Source organism: Streptomyces sp. NPDC093094 (assembly GCF_044754345.1).
In the GTDB taxonomy this organism is placed as follows: Bacteria; Actinomycetota; Actinomycetes; order Streptomycetales; family Streptomycetaceae; genus Streptomyces.
Window position 1 is genome coordinate 63,753 of record NZ_JBIVOX010000011.1, and the last position, 16,546, is coordinate 80,298.

Below are 16,546 nucleotides of genomic sequence, written 5' to 3' on the forward strand. Positions count from 1 at the left end.
GGAGGCCCGCCTCCGGCCTCCGGCACCGGTCCCTTGGAGAACCCCCGGGCCGGGAGTACGTTTCAAGCAGGAACGGCGACAGCGATGCGTACAGGCAGTGAGCCGACGACCGCGCGCAGCGCACTGCGGGCGCGCTTCTGGCTGAGCCTGTGGGGTATCGCCTGGGCGATCTTCGGGACGGCCGCGTTCACGCTGGCCGACCGGATCGGGTGGGCCGTCGCCTGCGGCGTGCTGTGGCTGGTGGCCACGGTCGACCTGACCGTCGTCCTCCGGCACATACGGCAGGGCCCGCACTACCAGCCGGGCCCTGATGTGCCGCCGTACCGGCCGCCGGAGAGCCACGGCCCCTGAGCCGCCGTCGGCCGGCCGGTCACGAGTCGAAGCGGGCCGCCTTCAGATACTGCGGGTTGGGGTCGAGCGCGGCCGCGAGGCGGAAGTGACGCTTGGCCTGGTCGGGACGCCCCTGGCGCTCGTAGGTGCGGGCGAGCGCGAAGTGGGCGAAGGCGTTGTCCGGCTCGCGCTCCAGGACGATGGTGAACTCCAGTTCGGCGGGTCGCAGTTGCGCCGCCGCGAAGAAAGCACGCGCGCGCAGCAGGCGGGCGGCGGTGTTCTCCGGGTGTGCGGCGATCACCCGGTCGAGCAGCTTCACCGCGCCGCTGGGGTCCCGTGCGGCGAGCAGCTGCTCGGCGGCACGGAAGTCGATGACATGCGTCTCCGGAGTACGTCCGGTCGAACCGCTGGTCTCGGGCACGGCACAGTCCTTCCCACGGTGCAGCGTTCCAACGCCCGCGGCGGACAGCCCTATTCCCCTCCCCGCCCTCCGTCCCGTCGCGGCGGCACCCGCCCAGGCGCCTCAGGAGGGATCCGAGCGGCTGCGGGCCCGCTCCGCGAGGTCCTCCCACACTTCGTCTACCCGGCGACGGAGTTCCGGAAGCGGCATGTCGTTGTCGATGACGATGTCCGCGATCTCCCGGCGCTGCTCGCGGGTGGCCTGGGCGGCCATGCGCGCGCGTGCGTCCTCCTCGGCCATGCCGCGCAGCCGCACGAGCCGGTCGAGCTGGGTCTCCGGGGCGGCGTCGACGACGACCACGAGGTCGTACAGCGCTGCCAGGCCGTTCTCGGTGAGCAGCGGTACGTCGTGCACGACGACGGCGTCCGCGGGGGCGGCTTCCTCCAGCTCGCGGGAGCGGGCACCGACCAGGGGGTGGACGAGGGAGTTGAGGAGGGCCAGTTTCTCCGGGTCGCCGAAGACGATCGAGCCCAGTCGGGGGCGGTCCAGGCTGCCGTCCTCGGCGAGCACGTCCTTGCCGAAGGCGTCGACGACCGCGGCGAGACCGGGGGTGCCGGGCTCCACGACCTCACGGGCGATGCGGTCCGCGTCGATCAGCACGGCTCCGCACTCCACGAGCAGCCGTGACACCTCGCTCTTGCCGGCACCGATGCCGCCGGTCAGGCCCACTGTCAGCATGAGCGGAAGCTTAGGGCCTCCCTCCGGCAGCGCACCCGCCGGGACCTGGGGAGCCGCGCCTCGGACACGCCCGCCCACGACCGCCGGAAGGAGCCGCGCCTCGGACACGACCGCCGGAAGGGCACGCCCGCCCGAGCCGCGGCTCAGGCGTCGCCCTCCCGCTCCGCCAGGAACCGCTCGAACTCGCGCCCGATCTCGTCCGCGGAGGGAATGTCCGCGGGCTCGGCGAGCATGTTGCCGCGGGTCTCCGCCCCCGCGACGGCGTCGTACTGGTGCTCCAGGCCCTGGACGAGAGCGGTCAGCTCCTCGTCGCCCTCCTGGATCTGCCGGTCGATCTCGGTCTGGGTGCGCTGGGCCTCCGTGCGCAGCCCGTGGGCGATACCGGGCAGGACCAGTCCGGTGGCGGCCGTGATGGCCTCCAGGACGGTGAGCGCGGCGTCCGGGTAGGCGGAGCGGGCGATGTAGTGAGGGACGTGGGCGGCGACGCCCAGGACGTCGTGGCCGGCCTCCATCAGACGGTACTCGACCAGCGACTCGGCACTGCCGGGCACCTGGGCCTCGTCGAAGGGGCTGCGGTGGCCCGGGATCAGGTCGGTGCGGTTGCCGTGCGGGGTGAGGCCGACGGGGCGGGTGTGGGGGACTCCCATGGGGATGCCGTGGAAGTTCACGGCGAGACGGACGCCGAGCCGCTCCACGATCTGGTCGACGGCGGCGGCGAAACGCTCCCATTCCACGTCCGGTTCGGGCCCGGACAGCAGCAGGAAGGGTGCTCCGGTGGCGTCCTGGACCAGGCGTACGGCGAGGGTGGGCTCCTCGTAGGCGGTCCAGCGGTCGCGCCGGAAGGTCAGCAACGGGCGGCGGGCCCGGTAGTCCACGAGCCGGTCGTGGTCGAACCGGGCCACGACCTGGTGGGGCAGCGAGTCGAGGAGCCCGTCGACGATCTGGTCGCCGGTCTCGCCCGCGTCGATGTATCCGTCGAAGTGGTAGAGCATGACAAGGCCGGCCGACTCCTGGGCGAGCGCCATGTCGACGACGGCCAGCCCCTTCGGCTCCCACGTGTACAAACCCTGCGGATCAAGCACAGTGACCGCTCCTCCTCGTGTTCACAGTGAACAACGAGGCACAACGCGTGCGCATTCCCCCGATCATGAAAATCGGAGCACATCGGCGCCTCAAGGGGGCCCGGTGAACTGCGCGCCCGGCCCTCGGCGCCCCGCGGACGAACGGTCGCCGCAGCGGGGAACGACCAAGGGGCCGCACCTGAAAGGTGCGGCCCCTCGGATCAGCGGCTAAGCCTCAGCGGCTGAGCTCCTCCCTGCGGGGGAGTTCAGCTCTGGCCGCCGGCCAGCTTCTCGCGCAGGGCAGCCAGCGCCTCGTCCGACGCCAGGGCGCCGGAGTTGTCGCCACCCTCGGAGGAGTACGAACCGCCGGTCGCGGCCGGAGCGGCGGCCTCGCCACCCTCGGCGGCGGCAGCGGCGTCCGCCTCGCGGGACTTGATGACCTGCTGCTGGTGCTGCTCGAAGCGGGTCTGCGCCTCGGCGTACTGGTGCTCCCACGCCTCGCGCTGGGTCTCGTAGCCCTCGAGCCAGTCGTTGGTCTCGGGGTCGAAGCCCTCGGGGTAGATGTAGTTGCCCTGGTCGTCGTAGGACGCGGCCATGCCGTACAGGGTCGGGTCGAACTCGACCGTGGCCGGGTCGGCACCGAACGCCTCGTTGGCCTGCTTCAGCGAGAGGCTGATGCGACGACGCTCGAGGTCGATGTCGATGACCTTGACGAAGATCTCGTCGTTGACCTGGACGACCTGCTCCGGGATCTCCACGTGGCGCTCGGCCAGCTCGGAGATGTGGACCAGACCCTCGATGCCCTCGTCCACGCGGACGAACGCACCGAACGGAACCAGCTTCGTGACCTTGCCGGGCACGACCTGGCCGATCTGGTGGGTGCGGGCGAACTGCTGCCACGGGTCTTCCTGGGTCGCCTTCAGCGACAGGGAGACACGCTCGCGGTCCATGTCGACGTCGAGGACCTCGACGGTGACCTCCTGGCCGACCTCGACAACCTCGGAGGGGTGGTCGATGTGCTTCCAGGACAGCTCGGAGACGTGGACCAGACCGTCGACGCCACCCAGGTCCACGAAGGCACCGAAGTTGACGATCGAGGAGACGACGCCGGAACGGACCTGACCCTTCTGGAGGGTCGTGAGGAAGGTCTGGCGGACCTCGGACTGGGTCTGCTCCAGCCAGGCACGGCGGGACAGGACCACGTTGTTGCGGTTCTTGTCCAGCTCGATGATCTTGGCCTCGAGCTCCTTGCCCACGTAGGGCTGGAGGTCGCGGACACGGCGCATCTCGACCAGGGAGGCCGGGAGGAAGCCGCGGAGGCCGATGTCGAGGATGAGACCACCCTTGACGACCTCGATGACGGTACCGGTGACGATCCCGTCCTCTTCCTTGATCTTCTCGATGGTGCCCCAGGCGCGCTCGTACTGGGCGCGCTTCTTCGAGAGGATCAGGCGGCCTTCCTTGTCCTCCTTCTGGAGAACGAGGGCTTCGATCTCGTCACCGACGGCGACGACCTCGTTGGGGTCGACGTCGTGCTTGATCGAGAGCTCGCGGCTCGGAATGACGCCTTCGGTCTTGTAACCGATGTCGAGCAGGACCTCGTCCCGGTCGACCTTCACGATGACGCCGTCGACGATGTCGCCGTCGTTGAAGTACTTGATCGTCTCGTCGATCGCGGCGAGGAAGGCTTCCTCGTTACCGATGTCGTTGACCGCAACCTGCGGGGTGGTGGCGGTGGTGGTCTCGGTGCTGCTCGTCATGTGGGAAAGGGCTCCGGTACGGACATGAAGTCGTAGGCACTGCTACGCCGGAGCCCGTTTCGCTCTGCAGAAGCCGGACAGCCAAGGAAGCGCCCCACCTGATGAAACCGGTGGTGCGCCTCGAGAACCGAGGGGACATACATACAGATGCGAGCGCAGCCTGCTACGTCTGAGGTGCGCAGGCCCGCAGCGCAACTTGTAGCATACGGGGGCAGCCGGGCAGGGTCAATGCGCGAAGGCGCACACCCGGGGCGGAACACCGCATACCCGGCACAATTCCTGTCTTCTGAGGCCACGCAGGACTCAGGGCACCCCTTTGGTGAGGGGCCCGCCCGGGACAGGTTGGACGGAAGAGTACGACGAGGGAGCCGATCATCCAAGAGCCTGTTTCTTCCGAGTGCCCCGCCGAGCCGGAGGCGACGAGGCGCGAGGCCGGCTCGTCCGAGAGCTCCCGCGCGAACCGGGGCTGGTGGGACCGCAACGCGGACGACTACCAGGTCGAGCACGGCACGTTCCTCGGCGACGACCGGTTCGTGTGGGGCCCCGAAGGTCTCGACGAGGTGGAGGCCGAGCTGCTGGGTCCGGCGGACGAGCTCAGGGGCAGGGACGTCCTGGAGATCGGCGCGGGCGCGGCGCAGTGCTCGCGCTGGCTCGCCGCGCAGGGCGCCCGGCCGGTGGCCCTGGACCTGTCCCACCGCCAGCTCCAGCACGCGCTGCGCATCGGCGGAACGTTCCCTCTGGTGTGCGCCGACGCCGGTGCCCTCCCCTTCGCCGACTCGTCCTTCGACCTGGCGTGCTCCGCCTACGGCGCGCTGCCCTTCGTCGCCGACCCCGTGCAGGTGCTCCGGGAGGTCCACCGGGTGCTGCGGCCGGGCGGCCGTCTCGTGTTCTCGGTGACCCACCCGCTCCGCTGGGCGTTCCCGGACGAACCCGGCCCCGAGGGGCTGAGCGTCTCCGCCTCGTACTTCGACCGCACTCCCTACGTCGAGCAGGACGAGGAGGGCCGCGCGGTCTACGTCGAGCACCACAGGACGGTCGGCGACCGGGTGCGGGACGTCGTCGCGGCGGGCTTCCGGCTGACGGACCTGGTGGAGCCGGAGTGGCCCGCCTGGAACACCGCGGAGTGGGGCGGCTGGTCGCCGTTGCGCGGAAACCTGATCCCCGGAACGGCGATCTTCGTCTGCGCGCGGGACTGACCGGCCGACCGGCTGATCGACCGAGCGTTCCCGCTCGTACGAGACTGGGGGCGTGATCCGTTACGACGCCCTGGACGCGCTGCCCGTACGCGGCGCCCTGCCCGGTCTGCACGACGCCCTGGAGGGCCACGGCACCGCCGTGCTGGTCGCGCCGCCCGGCACGGGCAAGACCACGCTGGTGCCGCTCGTCCTGGCGGGCCTGCTGGACGACGCCCCCGCGCGGCGCGTCGTCGTCGCCGAGCCGCGGCGGATCGCGGCCCGGGCCGCCGCGCGGCGGATGGCGTGGCTGCTGGGCGAGGAGGCGGGCCGGAGCGTCGGCTACACGGTGCGCGGCGAGCGGGTCGTGGGGCGGCACACGCGCGTGGAGGTCGTCACGACGGGTGTGCTGCTCCAGCGGTTGCAGCGCGACCAGGAGCTGGCCGGTGCGGACGTGGTGGTGCTCGACGAGTGCCACGAGCGGCATCTGGACGCGGACACGGCCGCCGCGTTCCTGTGGGACGTGCGCGAGACGCTGCGGCCCGAGCTGAGGCTGGTGGCGGCGTCGGCGACGACCGACGCGCAGGGCTGGGCCCGGCTGCTGGGCGACGCGCCGGTGGTGGAGGCCCGGGGCGTCTCCCACCCGGTGGAGGTCGTCTGGGCCCCGCCGGCACGCCCGGTGCGGCCGCCGCACGGCATGCGCGTGGACCCCGTCCTGCTGGCGCACGTGGCGTCGGTGGTGCGGCGGGCGCTGGCCGAGCGCGAGGGCGACGTGCTGTGCTTCCTGCCCGGTGTGGGGGAGATCGCGCGGGTCGCCGGACAGCTCGGCGATCTGGGCGGTGTCGACGTGCTCCAGGTGCACGGGAGGGCTCCGGCGGCCGTGCAGGACGCGGTGCTCGTGCCGGGCGAGCGGCGCCGGGTGGTGCTGGCCACCGCGGTCGCCGAGTCGTCGCTGACGGTGCCCGGGGTGCGGGTGGTCGTGGACGCGGGACTGGCGCGTGAGCCGAGGGTGGACCACGCGCGCGGGCTGAGTGCGCTGACGACGGTCCGGTCCTCGCAGGCGGCCGGACGCCAGCGGGCGGGACGTGCCGGGCGTGAGGCTCCGGGTGCGGTGTACCGCTGCTGGGCGGAGGCCGAGGACGGGCGTCTGCCGCGGTTCCCCTCCCCCGAGATCAAGGTGGCCGACCTGACGGCGTTCGCCCTTCAGGCGGCCTGCTGGGGCGATCCGCAGGCGTCGGGACTGGCGCTGCTGGACCCGCCGCCCGCCGGGGCGATGGCGGCGGCGCGAGCGGCGCTGACGGCGGTCGGAGCCGTGGACCCGGCCGGCCGCGCCACCGGACGGGGGCTGCGGCTGGCGCGGCTGGGGCTGCATCCACGGCTCGGACGGGCCCTGCTGGACACCGCCGGGAGGGGCGCCGAGGTGGTGGCGCTGCTGTCCGAGGAGGCGCCCCGGGAGTACGGCGACGATCTGGCCGCGGCGTGGCGGACCGCCCGGCGCGGCGGGGACGCCTACTCCGGCCGGTGGCGCCGCGAGGTCCGGCGGCTGCGGTCCGCCGCGGACGAGGCTCCCGCCCGTGACGGCCGGCCGGCGGCGGACGGGGCCGCCGGTGACGACCGGCTCACCGGGCTCGTCGCCGCGCTCGCCTTCCCCGAGCGGGTCGCCAGGCTCGACGGCGGGTCGTACCTCATGGCCTCCGGGACCCGGGCCGAGCTGCCGGCCGGGTCGCCTCTGCGGGGCGCCCCCTGGCTCGCCGTGGCCGTGGCCGACCGGCCCGTCGGCAAGGGGCACGCACGCGTGCAGCTCGCCGCCGTGGTGGACGAGGAGACGGCCCGGGCGGCTGCCGCACAGCTGTACTCCGAGGCCGAGGAGGTCCACTGGTCCGACGGGGACGTCGTCGCGCGGCGGGTCGAGCGGCTGGGGGCGGTCGAGCTCGCGGTGCGGCCGCTGCGGGACGCCGACCCGGGGCTCGTGCGGGCGGCTCTCCTCGACGGGCTGCGTCAGGAGGGGTTCGGTCTGCTGCGCTGGTCCCCCGACGCCGAGGTGCTGCGCCGGCGCCTGGCGTTCCTGCGGCTGCACCTGGGGGAGCCGTGGCCGGACGTCTCGGACGCCGCGCTGCACGCGCGCGTGGACGAGTGGCTGGAGCCGGAGCTGAGCCGGGCCCGGCGGCGGGCGGACCTGGCGCGGCTCGACGCGGGTGAGGCGCTCGGCAGGCTGCTGCCGTGGGCCTCGGGCGACGCGGCACGGCTGGACGAGCTGGCGCCGGAGCGGATCACCGTACCGAGCGGGTCCAGGATCCGGGTCGACTACGGGGATCCCGAGCGGCCGGTGCTGGCGGTGAAGCTGCAGGAGATGTTCGGGCTGCAGGAGTCGCCGGCGCTCGCGGGAGTGCCGGTGCTGGTGCACCTGCTGTCGCCCGCCGGGCGGCCGGCCGCGGTGACGGCGGATCTGGCCTCGTTCTGGCGGGACGGCTACAAGGGGGTGCGGGCGGAGCTGCGCGGCCGGTACCCGAAGCATCCGTGGCCCGAGGACCCGGCGACGGCGGAGCCGACCCGGCGCACCAACGCGGCGCTCAGGCGCTGACCGGTTCCTCCGTCGTGGCCGCGTCCGGCGCGGGTCCCGCCCGGCGCCTGCCGCGCGCCTCCAGCCGGAGGGCGAGGGCGAGCAGGGCGGCGCCCAGGATCAGGAAGCTCCAGGGCAGGTACGAGACGAGCAGCAGGACGAGCGTGCGCCGGGACCTGACCAGATCGACGGTGTGCTCGATGTAGTCCTCACGCATCTTCACGTGACCGGCGAACGCCGTCACCTTGTCGCGGCCGCCGAGCAGGGTGCCGCCGCGCAGTTCCTCCTCGTGGATCTCCTCGCCGTAGACGGGCGCGCCCGTGACGGGTTCGACCCAGAATCTGCGGACGGTGGTGTACCAGCGGGTGGTGCCGGTGGCGGCGACGGACTCGGGGGTGACGCCCTCGACGGGCAGGGCCTCGGGGAACTTCACCTCGGTCCAGGGGACGGTCTGCTCGAAGAAGTAGACCTCCAGGCCGCGGAACGTCCGGGTGCCCCGGTAGTGGATGGGTGCGGAGGTGCGTGTCTGGGCGTCGAAGTACTCGTAGTCCCGTCTTTCGGTCAGGAACGGCCATTTGAACTCGATGCCCTCGCGTCTGACCGGGTCGCCGTCGACCGTCTCGCCGGGGGCGTGGACGGGTTCCTGGGTGTGGGCGTCGAAGATGTAGCGCCCGGGGACGCGCGAGACCATGCGGCCGTCGGGCCCCTGGACGTAGGAGAGGGTGTCCCAGACGACCACGTCGCGGCCCGCTGTCCGCTCGATCCGTTCGGACGCCTCCACGTTCCCTCGGAGGGTCTGCACGACGGTGACGCGGGGGACCTTGCGCGCCTTCATGGTGGTGTAGTCGAGGAGGGTGGCGTCCTTCGCCTCCAGGACCACGGCCTGGTACTGGTTCGGCGGGACCTTGACGAGGCGGGGGAAGGCGTACCAGCGCAGCAGCGGGGACAGGGCCGTGAAGAACACGGCGAGAGCGAGCAGGACCAGTGCGGACGTACGGCGCATCTCGGCCTCCCTCGGGGCGGTCACGGGTGCTCGGGGACCGTGGTCAGCAGGGGCTCGGGAGACGTCCCGCCCGTGGGCGTGCCGAGGGCCGTGAGGGTGAGGACGAGGGCGAACGCGACGGCGAGACCGATCGTGGCGGCGATGAGGGCACGCATACGGGACCTCCCGGCGCGGGGACGGATCCTGAGCTGACATGGCGTCAGGTCCGGGCACCGTAGCAACGGGCGGGCGAGATGAGAACAGCCGCGCGGACGGCGAGGGCGCCCCCGCCGCTGTCGCGGAAGGAGCGCCCTCGGTGTCGGCGCGGCCGGGCGCCGGGCGAGCGGCCGGGCGCCGGGCGAGCGGCCGGGCGCCGGGCGAGCGGCCGGGCGCCGGGCGAGCGGCTAGGCGCCGGGCGAGCGGCTAGGCGCCGGGCGAGCGGCTAGGCGCCGGGCGAGCGGCCGGGCGCCGGGCGAGCGGCTAGGCGCTGGGCGAGGCCGAGGGGTCGGGCGTCGGGGTCGCCGGCTCGTCGGGCGTCGGGGTGGGCGTCGGGGACGCGGCCGCCTCCACGGTCAGTTCGACGGTGAGCGTGGCACCGCCGGTGGTGGTGACCCGCAGCAGGTAGGTGCCCGCGGTGTCGTCCGCGTACAGCTTCGGCAGCTTCAGCAGGCCGTCCGCGTCCGTCACCAGACCGGTCAGGGTGCGCACGGGCTTGCCGTCGGCGTCCTCGAAGTAGGGGCCCTTGTCGTTCTCGGCCGGGTCCTCCGCCGACTTGACCAGGGTCGCGGTGGCCGCGACGCGGCCCGCGGGGGCGTCCTGGCGGGTCGCCTTCAGCTGGATCTCCTCGGCGAACTCACCTCCCACGGGGCAGGTCAGGGCCGCGTCGCCGACCCGCGTGAGGGCGTCGGCGGCGCGGGCGGTGACGGTGGCGGCGTAGTCGAGGCCCGTGACCGAGCGGCCGACGACGGTCGCGCGGACGGTGAAGGCGCCGGTCTTCTCCCCCGCACGCAGGCCGGGCGCGACGGCGACGCCGGAGCTGTCGGTGAGGACCGTGGCGACGCTCTCGCCGCCGGCGAAGACGGTGTCGGTGCCGCCGGTGATCGTGAACCGGATCCGGACCTTGCCGACCGCCTTGCCGGCCTCGGTCTCCGCGCGGGTGCTGATCTTCTTGGTGAACGCCTCGCCGGCCGTCGCGGTGAGCTTGGCGGTGCCCGCGTCCTCCAGGTGGTCGACCGTGTCGGTGGGCGTGGGGGGCGTGGTGGTGGGCGGGGTGGCCGGCGGAGTGGTCGGCGTCTGCGTGCCGCCGCCGGGGGTCGGGGTCTGCGTGCCCTCGCCGGGCTTGCCGCCCGGCGGCTTCGGGGACGGCGACGGGTGCGGGCTCGCGGGCGGGGACGGCGAGGGACCCGGACCGGTCGGGGTGTCGCTGCGGTTGCCGGGCAGCGAGCCCGTGCCGTCCGGGATCTCGTGGGTGCCCCTGCGGTAGTACTCCAGCCACGACATGACGGTGTTGAGGTAGTCGCGCGAGTTGTTGTAGCTGAGGATCGCCCGGTCCAGGTCGCCCTGGGCGGACAGGTCCCAGCCGAAGCGGCACAGGTAGTGGCCGGCCGCGAGCGCCGCGTCGTAGACGTTGTTGGGGTCCCTCAGGCCGTCGCCGTTGCCGTCGCGGCCCGCCCACTCCCAGGTGGAGGGGATGAACTGCATGGGGCCGACGGCCTGGTCGTAGTTCGCGTTGCCGTCGTAGGCGCCGTTGTCGGTGTCCTTGATGAGGGCGAAGCCGTTGCCGTCGAGCTGCGGGCCGAGGATCGGGGTGTACGTGGTGCCGTCGGCGTCGACACGTCCGCCGCCCGCCTGGCCGGACTCGACCTTGCCGATGGCGGCGAGCAGCTGCCAGGGCAGGTTGCAGCCGGGCTTGGTCTCGTTCAGCCGGGTGGCCGCCCTCTTGTAGGCGTCCAGGACCGTCGCGGGTATCCCGGCCTCCGCGGAGCCGGTCACGACCGGCGTGCCCGACCCCGACGAGGTGGGCGCGGGCGTCGGGCTGTTCAGCGGCGGCAGATCCGTGTAGTAGGGCGAGTTGCCGGTCGCGCTGTCGTCGGCGACGACGTCCGGCGTGGGCTGGGAGTCGGCCGTGGTCTGTCTGGCCTCACCGTCGCCCGTCACTCCCGGAGCCTGGGACGCCGACAGTGCCGCGACCGCCGCCGCGGCCACAGCGGTCGTCGCCGCCCCCTTGCGCAGACGCCTGCCGAATTGCGCCGCCATGAAGTGAACCCCTCCCGTGGACGCCCGAGCGCCCGACTGTGTCTGCTGCCTTCGCCCTGTGGGACTGCCGAGACCCGGGGACGGTTGCACCGGCACCCGTTTTCCGCGCTTTGTCCGTTCGCGGTTCCTTCGCTCCGGCGCGTCCGCGCGTCCGGTCGGCCGTGCGTGCGCCCATGGTCCCAGGTGACCCTACGACAACTTCCTGTCCGCGGGGACCGGTTCGCACGCCGTCTTCACCGCTTGGTCACGTGGTCCGTCCGGCGTGCGCGGCCAGCCGGCCGAACGGCCCCGGTGCACCGGTCACGCATACTGAATCGCCCAGGCGATCACCGGGCAGCGGCCCGGCCGGCGCCTTTCACTAGGAGGCCACTTGCCGTTCACCCTGAGCCACGCGGCGGCCGCGCTGCCCCTGGTACGCACCGACGGGACGGGCCGGTGGGCGCTGGTGCCGTCCGTTCTGGTGGCAGGGACGTTCGCGCCCGACCTGACCTACTACGCGGCGAGCGTGCTGTCCGGAGCCATGGAGTTCGGCGATGTCACCCACTCCTTCCCCGGTGTGTTCACGGTCGACGTGCTCATCGCGTGGACCCTTGTCGCGCTGTGGCTGCTCGTACGGGAGCCGCTCGTGGCGCTGCTGCCCCGGCCCCGGCAGAGCCGTACGGCGACCCTGCTGCGCTGCGGAGCACCACGCGCGCGTGCACAGGCCGCGACGGCGGCCCGGTGGTACGTCTCCGCGGCGCTCGGCGCGCTGACGCACGTCGTGTGGGACGCCTTCACCCACCTCGACCGGTGGGGCATGCGGATCTTCCCCGTGCTGGGCCGGGAGATCGCCGGTTCACCTCTGTACTGGTATCTGCAGTACGGCGGTTCCGCGATCGCCGCCGTGGTGATCGCCGTGTTCCTGGTGCGGTCGCTGCGGCGCGTCCCGGCGGCCGGGCCGGTGGGCGTGCCGGTGCTGTCCTCGGGCGACCGGTGGGCGGCCGGTGTGCTGATCGGCGGCTGCGCCCTGGTCGCGGCGGTGCAGCGGGCCTCGCGGTGGTGGGCCTACTGGGGGTCCGTCGCGAAGCCGTACGAACTGATCCCCACGCTGTGCTTCGGCGCGGGCGCGGGGTTGCTGCTGGGGGTGCTGCTGTACGCGGTGTCGGTCAGGGTGTGGCGCCCGGCCCCGGTTCCGGACGCGACCAGCAGGGAGCCGAGCCGTCCGGCGGCCCGCTGAGGGCGGGCACGGGGGCGACGAACACGGTGAGGGTGCGGACCGGGCGAGCGCGCGGCAGGAGGGTGAGCAGCAGCGCGAGGTAGCCGCGGGCCTGGTCGGCCCACAGTCGGCGGCGCGTGTCCCGTGGACGTCCTGCGGCTTCCACGGGCCCCGGTCCGCCGGGCGCGCGGAACGGGCGGCACCGGGCGAGCGCGTGGCCGAGGCCCACGGCGGCATGGCGCGCGGTCTCCACCGGGCCGACGGCGATACGGGCGGTGCTTGCGCCGGCCGCGAAGGCCGGGACCGGCGCGAGCGGCGGATGCGCCGGCCGGCGGTTGAGCATGCGTATACCCATGCCCGCATCCTCAGGGCCAACGGCCCGGGGCTGCTGTCCCGCGGGGTCCACGCGGGTGACGGCCTTCCGGGGTGAGGGCCGCCGGGCGGGTCACGGGGCGTCCGTGGGCAGGAGCATGGGCGGAGGGGGCGGCGGGTCCGGGCCCGCCGGGGCCTGTGCGGACGGGAAGCGGTGCAGCGGCCCGCGGACGCACCCTCCGCGCCGACTCGCCCTGTACGGGGAGCCGACCGCGGGCGGCCGCGCCCCCGCGCGGGGGAGGCGGGTGCGCACACAGCCGACTGCCCCACGAGGGGCCCTGCGGGGCGGCTCGCCCCGTACGGGAAGCCCTGTACGGAGAGCCGACCGCGGGCGGCCGCGCCCCCCGCGCGGGGGAGGCGGGTGCGCACACAGCCGACTGCCCCACGAGGGGCCCTGCGGGGCGACGGTCCTGCGGGGCGGCTCGCCCTGTACGGGGAGCCCTGTACGGAGAGCGGACCGCGGGCGGCCGCGCCCCCGCGCGGGGGAGGCGGGTGCGCACACAGCCGACTGCCCCACGAGGGGCCCTGCGGGGCGACGGTCCTGCGGGGCGGCTCGCCCCGTACGGGAAGCCCTGTACGGAGAGCGGACCGCGGGCGGCCGCGCCTCCGCGCGGGGTCCTGCGGGGCGGTGGTCCGGCAGGACCGCCCGCCCTGGCGTGCCGGCACGCGCAGAGGACGGCGCCGGCCGTCCGCCCCCGGCCACGCCGCCCGAGGGGCGGGGCGTGGCCGGGCAGGACGGCCGTCCCGTGCCCGCCGTGGGCGGGCGCTAGTGCGCGGCCGACTCCCAGTCCGTCCCCACGCCCACCGAGACGTCCAGCGGGGCGCGCAGCTCCACGGCACCGGCCATCTCACGGCGGACGATCTCCTCGGTGGCGGCGCGCTCACCGGGGGCGATCTCCAGGACGATCTCGTCGTGGACCTGGAGGAGCAGACGGGACTTCAGGCCGGCCTCGCCGAGCGCGCGGCCCACGTCGAGCATGGCGATCTTGACGATGTCGGCCGCGGTGCCCTGGATCGGCGCGTTGAGTGCCATGCGCTCGGCCGCCTCGCGGCGCTGGCGGTTGTCGCTGTTGAGGTCGGGCAGGTAGCGGCGACGGCCGAACAGCGTGGCCGTGTACCCGGTGGCCCGGGCCTCGTCGACGACCCGGTGCAGATAGTCCCGCACCCCGCCGAAGCGCTCGAAGTAGGTGTCCATCAGGGCACGCGCCTCGCCCGCCTCGATGTTCAGCTGCTGGGACAGGCCGAACGCCGACAGACCGTACGCCAGGCCGTACGACATCGCCTTGATCTTGCGGCGCATCTCGGCGTCCACCGCCGAGCGCTCGACGCCGAACACCTGCGAGGCGACCGTGGTGTGCAGGTCCTCGCCGGAGGTGAACGCCTGGATCAGGCCCTCGTCCTCGGACAGGTGGGCCATCACCCGCAGTTCGATCTGGCTGTAGTCCGCCGTCATCAGGGACTCGAAGCCCTCGCCGACCACGAAGCCGCGGCGGATGGCACGGCCCTCGTCGGTGCGGACCGGGATGTTCTGCAGGTTGGGGTCCGTGGAGGACAGCCGGCCCGTCGCGGCCACCGTCTGGTTGAAGGTGGTGTGGATGCGGCCGTCGGCCGCGATCGTCTTGATCAGGCCCTCCACGGTCACGCGCAGCTTCGCCTGCTCGCGGTGCCGGAGCATGATCACCGGGAGCTCGTTGTCCGTCTGGGTCGCCAGCCAGGCGAGCGCGTCGGCGTCGGTGGTGTAGCCGGTCTTGGTCCTCTTCGTCTTCGGCAGTCCCAGCTCGCCGAAGAGGACCTCCTGGAGCTGCTTGGGCGAGCCCAGGTTGAACTCGTGTCCGGCGGCCGCGTGCGCCTCCTTCACGGCCTGCTGCACGGCGCCCGCGAACATCTGCTCCATCGCCTCCAGATGGGCGCGGTCGGCCGCGATGCCGTACCGCTCCATCCGCGCGAGCAGTGCCGAGGTCGGCAGCTCCATGCCGCCGAGCAGTTCGGCGGCGCCGACGTCCCGCAGGCGGTCCTCGAATGCCTGGCCGAGGTCCAGCACCGCGCGGGCCTGGATCATCAGGGCCTCCGCCTCGGCGCCGTCGTCCGCGCCGAAGGCCAGCTGCCCGTCGGCCGCGGCGGCGGGCGCCAGCTCGCGGTGGAGGTACTCCATCGACAGCGCGTCCAGGTCGAAGGAGCGCCGGCCGGGCTTGACCAGGTAGGCCGCGAGCGCGGTGTCCATGCCGACACCGGCCACGCTCCAGCCGTGCTCGGCGAAGACGCGCATCGCGCCCTTGGCGTTGTGCAGCACCTTGGGCCGGGCCTCGTCGGCCAGCCAGGCCGCCCAGGAGCGCTCGTCGGCCTCGTCCAGCTCCGCCGGGTCGAACCAGGCGGCGGTCCCGTCGGACGCGGCCAGGGCGACCTCGGCGACCGAGCCGGTGCCCAGTGACCAGGTGTCGACGGTGGCCACGCCGAGGACCTCGGTGCCGTGCTCGCCCAGCCAGCCGGCCAGCTCGCCGGTGCCCAGCACGGTGCCGTCCAGCTCGACGCCGTCGGCGACGGCCGGGGCCGCCTCGGCCTCCTCGGTGCCCGGGTCGACGGCGAACAGCCGCTCGCGCAGGGAGGGGTTCCTGATCTCCAGGGTGTCCAGGACCATCGTCACGGTCTTGCGGTCGTACGGCGCGCGCGCGAGGTCGGTGACCGTCGCGGGCAGCTCGACGGTGCGGACCATCTCGGTGAGCCGGCGGTTGAGCTTGACGGCCTCCAGGTGGTCGCGCAGGTTCTGCCCGGCCTTGCCCTTGACCTCCTCGACCCGTTCGACCAGCTCGGCGAAGGAGCCGAACTGGTTGATCCACTTCGCGGCCGTCTTCTCGCCGACGCCCGGAATGCCCGGGAGGTTGTCGGACGGGTCACCGCGCAGGGCGGCGAAGTCGGGGTACTGCGCGGGCGTCAAGCCGTACTTCTCGACGACCTTCTCCGGGGTGAACCGGGTCAGCTCGGAGACGCCCTTGGTCGGGTACAGCACCGTGGTGTGCTCCGACACGAGCTGGAAGGAGTCGCGGTCGCCGGTGACGATCAGCACGTCGAAGCCCTCGGCCTCGGCCTGGGTGGCCAGGGTGGCGATCACGTCGTCCGCCTCGTAGCCGTCGACCGCGAAGCGCGACACGTGCATCGCGTCGAGCAGCTCGCCGATCAGCTCGACCTGGCCCTTGAACTCGTCGGGGGTCTTGGAGCGGTTGGCCTTGTACTCGGTGAACTCCTCCGAGCGCCACGTCTTGCGCGAGACGTCGAAGGCCACGGCGAAGTGGGTGGGCGCCTCGTCACGCAGGGTGTTGGCCAGCATCGACGCGAAGCCGTAGATGGCGTTCGTCGGCTGGCCGGTCGCGGTGGTGAAGTTCTCCGCGGGCAGCGCGAAGAACGCGCGGTAGGCCAGCGAGTGCCCGTCCATGAGCATCAGCCGCGGACGGTCGCCGCCGGAGGTCTTGTCGGTCTTCTTCGATGCTGTCTCTGCCACGCCCCGATCCTGCCACGCCCCACCGACACTCGGCCCCATGCCGGGACCGACGCCCGCGAAGGGAGCCGGTCGAGGCGGGGCGCCCGCACCGGGGGACACCCGTACGGGCCCGCGCCCGGCCCCGTGCCCTCCGCCGTCGGGGCCCGCGGCCCCGTACGCCGCTGCTGTCGGTGGCCCGTGCGAGGATCGGAGAGGTACCTCACGCAGGCAGTCGAAGGAGAGCGTGC

General features: G+C 73.5%; 13 protein-coding genes. 4 read left to right on the forward strand and 9 right to left on the reverse strand.

Annotated features, from left to right (window positions below; all coding sequences use genetic code 11):
• Positions 1-84: 84 nt before the first annotated feature.
• Positions 85-351, forward strand: a complete 267-nt coding sequence (locus ACIQGV_RS23950) for a DUF6343 family protein (RefSeq protein WP_402497206.1) — start codon at positions 85-87, stop codon at positions 349-351.
• Between the two features lie 19 nt (positions 352-370).
• Here ACIQGV_RS23950 and ACIQGV_RS23955 read toward each other — a convergent pair whose 3' ends face one another.
• The 4 genes from ACIQGV_RS23955 to rpsA all read right to left on the reverse strand — a co-directional run bounded on the left by ACIQGV_RS23955 (position 371) and on the right by rpsA (position 4,289).
• Entirely contained in the window at positions 371-751 is a 381-nt protein-coding gene (locus ACIQGV_RS23955; protein ID WP_402497207.1) for a tetratricopeptide repeat protein, read from the reverse strand.
• A 102-nt stretch (positions 752-853) separates the two neighbouring features.
• Positions 854-1,468 (reverse strand): dephospho-CoA kinase, encoded by a 615-nt coding sequence (gene coaE, locus ACIQGV_RS23960; RefSeq protein ID WP_402497208.1) that lies wholly within the window; start codon positions 1,466-1,468, stop codon positions 854-856.
• 143 nt (positions 1,469-1,611) lie between these two features.
• Positions 1,612-2,550 (reverse strand): PAC2 family protein, encoded by a 939-nt coding sequence (locus tag ACIQGV_RS23965; protein ID WP_402497209.1) that lies wholly within the window; start codon positions 2,548-2,550, stop codon positions 1,612-1,614.
• A gap of 245 nt (positions 2,551-2,795) precedes the next feature.
• Positions 2,796-4,289 (reverse strand): 30S ribosomal protein S1, encoded by a 1,494-nt coding sequence (rpsA, locus tag ACIQGV_RS23970; protein WP_402497210.1) that lies wholly within the window; start codon positions 4,287-4,289, stop codon positions 2,796-2,798.
• A gap of 371 nt (positions 4,290-4,660) precedes the next feature.
• Between rpsA and ACIQGV_RS23975 the strand changes: the two genes are divergently transcribed.
• Together ACIQGV_RS23975 and hrpB are read left to right on the forward strand one after the other, a co-directional pair.
• Positions 4,661-5,485, forward strand: coding sequence for a class I SAM-dependent methyltransferase (locus ACIQGV_RS23975; RefSeq protein ID WP_402497628.1), 825 nt, complete (start codon positions 4,661-4,663; stop codon positions 5,483-5,485).
• Positions 5,486-5,537: 52 nt separating this feature from the next.
• Positions 5,538-8,042 (forward strand): ATP-dependent helicase HrpB, encoded by a 2,505-nt coding sequence (gene hrpB / locus ACIQGV_RS23980; protein WP_402497211.1) that lies wholly within the window; start codon positions 5,538-5,540, stop codon positions 8,040-8,042.
• Here hrpB and ACIQGV_RS23985 read toward each other — a convergent pair.
• The 3 genes from ACIQGV_RS23985 to ACIQGV_RS23995 all read right to left on the reverse strand — a co-directional run bounded on the left by ACIQGV_RS23985 (position 8,032) and on the right by ACIQGV_RS23995 (position 11,259).
• Positions 8,032-9,024 (reverse strand): DUF3068 domain-containing protein, encoded by a 993-nt coding sequence (locus ACIQGV_RS23985; protein WP_402497212.1) that lies wholly within the window; start codon positions 9,022-9,024, stop codon positions 8,032-8,034. The two genes, hrpB and ACIQGV_RS23985, sit on opposite strands and share 11 nt — an antisense overlap.
• Before the next feature lie 20 nt (positions 9,025-9,044).
• On the reverse strand, positions 9,045-9,179 hold the full coding sequence (locus ACIQGV_RS23990; RefSeq protein WP_402497214.1) for an SPW_0924 family protein: 135 nt from the start codon (positions 9,177-9,179) through the stop codon (positions 9,045-9,047).
• Positions 9,180-9,483: 304 nt separating this feature from the next.
• Positions 9,484-11,259, reverse strand: a complete 1,776-nt coding sequence (locus ACIQGV_RS23995) for a lytic transglycosylase domain-containing protein (protein WP_402497215.1) — start codon at positions 11,257-11,259, stop codon at positions 9,484-9,486.
• 370 nt (positions 11,260-11,629) lie between these two features.
• On the opposite strand from ACIQGV_RS23995, the gene ACIQGV_RS24000 reads away from it, so the two are divergent.
• On the forward strand, positions 11,630-12,475 hold the full coding sequence (locus ACIQGV_RS24000; protein ID WP_402497217.1) for a DUF4184 family protein: 846 nt from the start codon (positions 11,630-11,632) through the stop codon (positions 12,473-12,475).
• Here ACIQGV_RS24000 and ACIQGV_RS24005 read toward each other — a convergent pair.
• Together ACIQGV_RS24005 and polA are read right to left on the reverse strand one after the other, a co-directional pair.
• Positions 12,405-12,809 (reverse strand): hypothetical protein, encoded by a 405-nt coding sequence (locus ACIQGV_RS24005; RefSeq protein ID WP_402497218.1) that lies wholly within the window; start codon positions 12,807-12,809, stop codon positions 12,405-12,407. The two genes, ACIQGV_RS24000 and ACIQGV_RS24005, sit on opposite strands and share 71 nt — an antisense overlap.
• Before the next feature lie 783 nt (positions 12,810-13,592).
• Complete coding sequence (gene polA, locus ACIQGV_RS24010; protein ID WP_402497219.1) at positions 13,593-16,319, reverse strand: DNA polymerase I; 2,727 nt, start codon at positions 16,317-16,319, stop codon at positions 13,593-13,595.
• Between the last annotated feature and the right edge of the window lie 227 nt (positions 16,320-16,546).

Bases quoted from the DNA above. Each gene is read 5' to 3' on its own strand.
- ACIQGV_RS23950 (WP_402497206.1), top strand. From the start codon at position 85: ATGCGTACAGGCAGTGAGCCGACGACCGCGCGCAGCGCACTGCGGGCG.
- coaE (WP_402497208.1), bottom strand. From the start codon at position 1,468: ATGCTGACAGTGGGCCTGACCGGCGGCATCGGTGCCGGCAAGAGCGAG.
- rpsA (WP_402497210.1), bottom strand. From the start codon at position 4,289: ATGACGAGCAGCACCGAGACCACCACCGCCACCACCCCGCAGGTTGCG.
- ACIQGV_RS23985 (WP_402497212.1), bottom strand. From the start codon at position 9,024: ATGCGCCGTACGTCCGCACTGGTCCTGCTCGCTCTCGCCGTGTTCTTC.
- ACIQGV_RS23990 (WP_402497214.1), bottom strand. From the start codon at position 9,179: ATGCGTGCCCTCATCGCCGCCACGATCGGTCTCGCCGTCGCGTTCGCC.
- ACIQGV_RS23995 (WP_402497215.1), bottom strand. From the start codon at position 11,259: ATGGCGGCGCAATTCGGCAGGCGTCTGCGCAAGGGGGCGGCGACGACC.
- ACIQGV_RS24005 (WP_402497218.1), bottom strand. From the start codon at position 12,809: ATGGGTATACGCATGCTCAACCGCCGGCCGGCGCATCCGCCGCTCGCG.